8 protein-coding genes are annotated in these 6623 nt (G+C 63.7%); 5 read left to right on the top strand and 3 right to left on the bottom strand.

Annotation, left to right across the window (positions count from 1 at the left end; all coding sequences use genetic code 11):
• Nucleotides 1-72 precede the first annotated feature (72 nt).
• Nucleotides 73-504, top strand: a complete 432-nt coding sequence (locus PV760_RS20805; RefSeq protein WP_064723802.1) for a hypothetical protein — start codon at nt 73-75, stop codon at nt 502-504.
• Here the strand turns inward: PV760_RS20805 and PV760_RS20810 are convergent.
• Both PV760_RS20810 and PV760_RS20815 read right to left on the bottom strand, forming a co-directional pair.
• Nucleotides 501-1184 (bottom strand): HAD family hydrolase, encoded by a 684-nt coding sequence (locus tag PV760_RS20810; protein ID WP_354628607.1) that lies wholly within the window; start codon nt 1182-1184, stop codon nt 501-503. The two genes, PV760_RS20805 and PV760_RS20810, sit on opposite strands and share 4 nt — an antisense overlap.
• Nucleotides 1174-1455: a hypothetical protein gene (locus PV760_RS20815; RefSeq protein WP_018780347.1), complete on the bottom strand. Its 282-nt coding sequence runs from the start codon at nt 1453-1455 to the stop codon at nt 1174-1176. The genes PV760_RS20810 and PV760_RS20815 overlap by 11 nt, the downstream gene beginning before the upstream one ends.
• 114 nt (nt 1456-1569) lie before the next feature.
• Between PV760_RS20815 and PV760_RS20820 the strand changes: the two genes are divergently transcribed.
• The 3 genes from PV760_RS20820 to PV760_RS20830 all read left to right on the top strand — a co-directional run bounded on the left by PV760_RS20820 (nt 1570) and on the right by PV760_RS20830 (nt 4868).
• A complete protein-coding gene (locus PV760_RS20820; protein WP_354628608.1) occupies nt 1570-2211 on the top strand; it encodes an NADPH-dependent F420 reductase in 642 nt (213 codons plus the stop codon).
• Nucleotides 2212-2394: 183 nt separating this feature from the next.
• Nucleotides 2395-3981 (top strand): phytoene desaturase family protein, encoded by a 1587-nt coding sequence (locus PV760_RS20825; protein WP_354628609.1) that lies wholly within the window; start codon nt 2395-2397, stop codon nt 3979-3981.
• 110 nt (nt 3982-4091) lie between these two features.
• Entirely contained in the window at nt 4092-4868 is a 777-nt protein-coding gene (locus PV760_RS20830; protein ID WP_018780350.1) for a VOC family protein, read from the top strand.
• A gap of 17 nt (nt 4869-4885) precedes the next feature.
• Here PV760_RS20830 and PV760_RS20835 read toward each other — a convergent pair whose 3' ends face one another.
• Nucleotides 4886-5785: a PaaX family transcriptional regulator gene (locus PV760_RS20835; protein WP_354628610.1), complete on the bottom strand. Its 900-nt coding sequence runs from the start codon at nt 5783-5785 to the stop codon at nt 4886-4888.
• A gap of 189 nt (nt 5786-5974) precedes the next feature.
• Between PV760_RS20835 and PV760_RS20840 the strand changes: the two genes are divergently transcribed.
• Nucleotides 5975-6508 (top strand): ABC transporter permease family protein, encoded by a 534-nt coding sequence (locus tag PV760_RS20840; protein ID WP_039243426.1) that lies wholly within the window; start codon nt 5975-5977, stop codon nt 6506-6508.
• Nucleotides 6509-6623 lie beyond the last annotated feature (115 nt).

Here is a 6623-nt window from a genome sequence, read left to right on the forward strand (position 1 = left end):
GATCAAAGGATTTAGTCAGTATGCTTACGAGTATGAGGATTTGAGGACACGCCCCCTACTCAGGAGATACCAATGCTTCGTAAGTTAGCCATAACTACAGCCGCCTTGGCCCTTTTTGCCGGGTCGATGGCATCCACCACCGCCGCAGCAAACGCCGCAGCAAACGCCGCAACCCCGGCGGCAGCTGCAACCACCGTCCACGCGCAGGGCAGCGTAGCAGCCACCACGGCAACGCCTTCGCCGGATGCAAGCAACCCCTCGGGCCCGTCAACGCAGACACCCACCAACCCCGGGCCATCCTCGGGTGCGCCCAGCACACCTAACCCCGCAGGAAGCGGACCAGCCAACCCCGGCACGGGAGAATCCGAACCCCAGGAGCAGACCCGCACCAACGCCGTGCCGTGGGTGCTGGCGGGCGTTGCCGCCGTCATCATCATCGCGCTAATCATTTGGACCCTGCGGAACCGGCGCGGCCGGGACAAGGGAATCAGCCGGGAAAGCTAGGCCAGCTTCCCGATAAGGCTGCCTTCGAGGTTTTCGAGCAGGTGCCGCGGATTGTCATAGACTTCCGCGGCACCTGCGTCGCGCAATTCGGCCTCGCTGATTCCGCCGCAGGTCAGCGCGATCACCGGGACGCCAATGGCAGAGCCGGCCTTTACGTCCCAGACAGCGTCGCCCACGAAAACCACGTCCTGTGGTTCCAGGTGGAGCTTCTCCAAGCACGCCTCCAGGATGTCGGGCGCGGGCTTGCTCTCCTTCGCGTCATTGGAACTCGTCCACGCATCAATGGAGGATCCGGCGTCGAGGAGCCTGCGGCTGACCTCAAGGTCGCGATCCTGCGCCGAGGACGCCAATCCGACCGCCAGCCCGGCTTCCGAACAGGCGGCCAGGAGATCCCGGGCCGATTCGAAGGTCCGCAGCGCGGGCCAGAAGGTGGAAAAAACCGCACTGTGCGAGGACCTGAGGTTTTCCTGCAAGTCGTCCGAGGGCTCCGGCACCAAGCTCTGGATGAGCCGGTCGCCTCCCATGCCGACTCGCCGGTGGATGGCCGACATTTCGACGTCCAACCCTTCCCGCCGGAACGCCTGCCACCACGCCATGGCGTGGAAGTAGCTTGAATCAATCAGGGTGCCGTCCACGTCGAACAGGACACCGCGCTTCTTTGACGTCGCCTCAGTTGCCACAGTTGACCACCTTCGCTTGTGTCCGCGTCCCCTGGGCGGCGAGCGCGGAATCAATCACGGGCTCTTCCAACATCAATACGGCGTACCGCTCCGCAGAGCCGGTTTGCAGCAGGCCGGTGCCGGCCACTTCCCGGATCGCAGCCACCCCTTCAACGGCGTCATCCACCGTGGAGAACCGCTTGGACAAACCCATCAGGCAATCCCCGCCATCCACCATCAAAATCCGATATCCCCCATCGGGCGTTTCCACCAGTTCCAAACGGCCGGCCATCGCTACCTCCTCGTTTTCGATGAAAAACAGCTTAGTAAGACTACTTAGTATAAGCCATCGGAAATAATCCGTAACGCTGGAAATAGGCGCCTGCAACTTCTTGTTGGCGTGGATATGACAACAATCGGAATTATCGGTGCAGGACACATTGGCAGCCAGGTCGCACGCAAGGCGGTCGAACTCGGCTACGACGTCGTGATCAGCAACTCACGCGGACCCGAGACCCTCGGCGACCTCGTCGCGGAACTGGGGCCGCGCGCCCGGGCCGCGACGGCGGCCGAAGCAGCAGCGGCAGGCGATTTCGCCGTCGTGACCGTTCCCCTGAAGAACTACCGGGACGTTCCCGCCCAGCCGCTCGAAGGCAAGGTGGTTATCGACACGAACAACTACTACTGGGAGCGCGACGGACGCATTCCGGAGCTGGACAACGGTGAAGCAACCACGTCCGGCCTGCTCCAGAAGCACCTCCCCACCTCGAAGGTGGGGAAGGGCTTCAACCACATCTTCGCCAAGGACATCACGACCGACGGCACTCCCGCGGGGACGCCGAACCGTCGTGCCCTGGCAACCGCCAGCGACTTCCCGGAAGCAGCGGAGCTCGTCACCAGGCTTTACGACGAATTCGGTTTCGACACCGTCAACATCGGGCCCCTTGCAGACAGCTGGCGCGTCGAGCGTGACCGTCCCGCCTATGTCATCCGGCAGAACGCGGATGAACTTCGGGAGAACCTCGCCAAGGCGAACCGCACCACCTGAACCACAGCGCACGACGGCGGGCGGGCGGCTTGCGTCTGTCCGCCGTCGCACGTCGTGGAAACAGTCGGGCATCACCGCGCGGAGGTGGTGCTCATCACGGCAGCATCCAAGCTAAGGCCAAGTTCCTCTTACCATTCGAAGTAGTATCCGTAAGCAACAGCCCCCGCCGTCTAGTCTCGCCCTATGGAAAAGACCCTTTACGACACAGTCATTGTTGGCGGCGGCCACAACGGACTCACAGCGGCCGCGTACCTGGCTCGGGCGGGCAAGAGCGTAGCCGTCCTGGAGCGGGACGACCACTTCGGCGGCGCGGCTGTTTCAGCGGCCGCCTTCAAGGGCGTCGATGCCCGCCTCTCGCGCTACTCCTATCTGGTCAGCCTGCTTCCCCAGCGGATTATCCAGGAGCTGAACTTGGACATAGCGCTGGCCCGCCGCAGGTACTCCTCCTACACACCGGACCCGGAAAACCCCGAAAAGGGCCTCCTCATCGACGGCGGCGACTCCCACGCAAGCCGGGAATCCTTCGAAAATGTGGGTGCGGGAGCTGACTTTGACGCGCTGGAAGGCTTCTACGCCGACACCGGCAAGCTCGCGCAAGCCTTGTTCCCCACCGTTTGCGAACCACTGCCCAGCCGCTCGGAAGCCCGGGCCCTCGTGGCTGACGACAAGCTGTGGAACTCCTTCATCGAGAATCCGCTGGACCAGGTCATCACAGAGCGCCTCACCCACGATCTGGTCCGGGGCATGGTTTCCACCGACGCCCTGATCGGCACCTTCACTTCGCTCGACGACCCCTCCCTGGATGCCAACCGCTGCTTCCTCTATCACGTGATCGGCAACGGGACCGGGTTGTGGGACATTCCCCTGGGCGGCATGGGGTCCGTTTCCCGCGAACTCGAGCGGGCGGCCCGGGAGGCCGGGGCGGTGCTGCTGCCATCGGCGGAGGTAACAGCCATTTCCGACGACGGCGAAGTCCGGTTCCGGCGCGACGGCAGCGAACGCGTGTTCCAGGGCAGGCGTATCCTCGCCAACGTTTCGCCATGGGTCCTGCAGGACCTTCTGGGAGCACCGTCACCGCAGGAGGTCGCCCGGCCCGAAGGGGCGCAGATCAAGGTGAACCTGCTCCTGAAGCGCCTTCCGAAGCTCCGGGATGCCACGGTCACTCCCGAAGCCGCCTTCGGCGGGACCTTCCACATCAACGAGCGGTACCAACAGCTTGCCGACGCGCACCGTGCGGCCACCGACGGGCAGATACCCAGCCCACTCCCCTGTGAGATCTACTGCCACTCCTTGACTGATCCAAGCATCCTTTCCGGGGAGCTTGCAGCCGCCGGAGCGCACACATTGACGGTGTTCGGGCTGCACACCCCCGACCGGCTGGTGACGGAAGAAAACAACCACATGATGCGTGCCAAGCTCCAGGCCGCCGTCCTCGAATCGCTCAACTCGGTCCTGGCCGAACCCATCGAGGACCTCCTGCTCACGGACGCCGACGGAAACCCGTGCGTCGAGGCCAAGACCACCCTTGACCTTGAACATGCCCTGAACATGTCCGGGGGCAATATCTTCCACGGCAAGCTGCAGTGGCCCTTCCTGGAGGACGACGAGCCCCGGGCTTCCCCGGCTGAACGGTGGGGCGTCGCAACGGGGTACCCGAACATCTTCCTTTGCGGGGCAGGTGCCCGCCGCGGGGGCGGAGTCAGTGGATTGGGCGGGCACAACGCCGCCATGGCGGTCCTGGAGGATTTGCAGGACGAAACCGTGTCATGAACCGGGCCGTGACTGCACTTTATGGGTGGCTGCCTCTTCGGATGCTCGGCGCATAGGGCTTCCGGGGAGGCAGCTGCACCACTCAGCGCAGCCCTACACCAAGGAGCCCCATGTCCACCAAAATCTCCGCTTGGCCCGCCGCGACGCCCATGTGGGTGGATTTGGGAGTGGATGACCTGGACGCGGCCAAGGCCTTCTACGCGGATCTGTTTGGGTGGACCTTCGCTTCCGGCGGCCCGGAGTCCGGGGGTTACGTCCTGGCGGAACTCCGGGGCCGCGCGGTGGCTGGAATCGGCCCTCAACAGGACAAGGACGCCCCGGCCTCGTGGACTACGTACCTGGCGTCAGATGACGTTGACCAGACGGCCGGCAGAATCGTGGGCAGCGGCGGTCAACTGATCGCGCCGCCTTTCGATGTGATGGACTCCGGCCGGATGGCCCTGGCTTCAGACAGTCTCGGTTCGGTGTTTGGGATCTGGCAGGCCGGGAACCACATCGGGGCTGAACGCGTCAATGAACACGGTGCGCTGTGCTGGAACGAACTCCACACCCGCGACAAGGAGGCGGCGCGGTCCTTCTACACGGACGTCTTCGACGTCAGTTTCCAGGAAATCCACGACGACGGCTACGTGTACTCCACCATCTGCAGGCCCCTGGACGGCAGGGAAGTCGGCGGAGTGTTCCACGATGCCGAGGCCTCTTTGCCCGACCGTTGGATGACGTGGTTCGCCAGCGACCACGTCCAAGCCACCGCGCTGAAGGCGGTGGAGCTCGGCGCCACACTCATCCGACCGGCCGCGGAAAGCCCTTTGGGACGCACGGCCATCGTGCGGGCCCCGCAAGGTGAAACCTTCGGCATCATCGACGCGCCCCGGACGAACAACTAAGCGGTCCGGCTGCACGATCAGGCGGCGGCGGGATCCAACGCCTCCGAGATCACCTCGTGTGCGTGCGCTGCGGCAAGCGGCGCCGCCAAGCGGTGAACGGCTTGGAAGGTCCTGCGGACAGCGGGCCCATGCCACTCCGGCGGCAGGTAGTCCGCGGGCAGGTTCGGGTCCTTGTACGGAAACTTACGCCACAAGGTGAGCATGGGGATGTAGTAACGGAAGGCTTCGCGCCGCAACTCCTCGGTGGAACCGGCCAACGCGGCCTCGGGATCATCTCCAACCCGCCGCGTCCACTGCCCTTCGGCCCCCTCATAGAGTTCCAGGAACTCGGTGAATTGCTGGTCGAGTTCGTTCAGGTCCCACCATTCGGCGATCTTCGGACGCATGGGGCCGTCAAACACGTAGTCGCTGCGGAAAAGGTCCACGAATTCGATCAAGCCACTGCTTGTCAGCCGCTCCCTGGCCTGCTCAAGCTTGCCCGCCGGTGCGATCCACACACCGTTGGCTACGGATCCAAAGCCAAGCCCCAGCAGTGCGGAGCGCAGCTGGTGCCGGCGGTTGCGCATGGACTCCGGCACTGAAAACACGGCCAGTACCCATTTGTCCACGGGGGCGGCCTGCTCAGGGGCGAAGATCCTCCGGTCGCCCTCACGGAACACATCGCTGACGGACTCGGAAATCTTGTACTTGGCGATGCCACCTTCACGCACGCTCTTGAGCACGCCCTTGGCCTTGAGCCTGGACACGGAAGAACGCACTCCCGGAGCGTCATATCCCAGGGAACCCAGCATGGAAATCAGTGCTGAGACCGGCAAGGCGTCGCCCGCGTTCCGGCCGTAGAGGCCAAAGATCGTGACGAGGAGTTGCTGGTGGCGCACCGGGGGTGCCGGGACGGCGAACATCGAAAACATCCTCATTTCCGCGCCAAATGTTCAGGCGCCAGTCCACTTCATCATAGGTGTGGGAGCGCCGCCGCCTGCTCAACGAAAGGCCACGAACTGGCAAGCCCATAGTAAGGATGCTTACTATGGAGGAACACTTGAACTCCGCAACAGGATCAAGCAGCCACATCAGGTACTTTCCGCATCAACGATAGGAAGCACATCATGGCAGGAAATCTTGTAGCCCGTTCCATCCACGACCTCACCGCTGCGGCATGGTTCGGCGGCTCATTGATGGGGGCCATCGGGCTCAACGGAGCCGCCGCAGAAGCCAAGGACCCCACCGAGCGCACCCGCTTGTCCAGCAAGGGCTGGGGCAAATGGGCTCCGATCCAGACCGCGGCCTTCGCGGGCCACCTCGCCTCCGACCTCGCCATCGCCTGGGAGAACAAGGGGCGCATCGCCAAGCAGGACAACGTGGCCGCCAACACCGTCTACAAGACTGTGGTGACCCTGGCCGGAGCTGCGGTGACACTTTACGCAGGCATCGTGGGCAAGAAGGTTGACGAGCTCTCCGGCGAAGGCGCCGAAGGAGCCACGGAACCGCGCGCAGGTGCCTCCGATGAGCTGAAGTCGGCACAGACCCAGCTCAAGGCCCTTCAGTGGGCCATTCCCGCCTTCGCTGCCTGGGTCATCATTCTCGGTGCCAAGCACGGAGAGATGCAGCGCCCTAAGAACATCCTGAAGGGCCTGCGCTAACCACGTCGCGAGGTGGCAGTTAATGACAGTCCCGGGGTGGCGGTTTCAGCTTGCTAGTGCAACACCATCGATTAGTTTGGTCAGTCTTTCAGTTGGGGTGTCCCATTGGAGTGTT

It is taken from the genome of Paenarthrobacter sp. CC6, from assembly GCF_040560085.1.
GTDB lineage: Bacteria > Actinomycetota > Actinomycetes > Actinomycetales > Micrococcaceae > Arthrobacter > Arthrobacter nicotinovorans.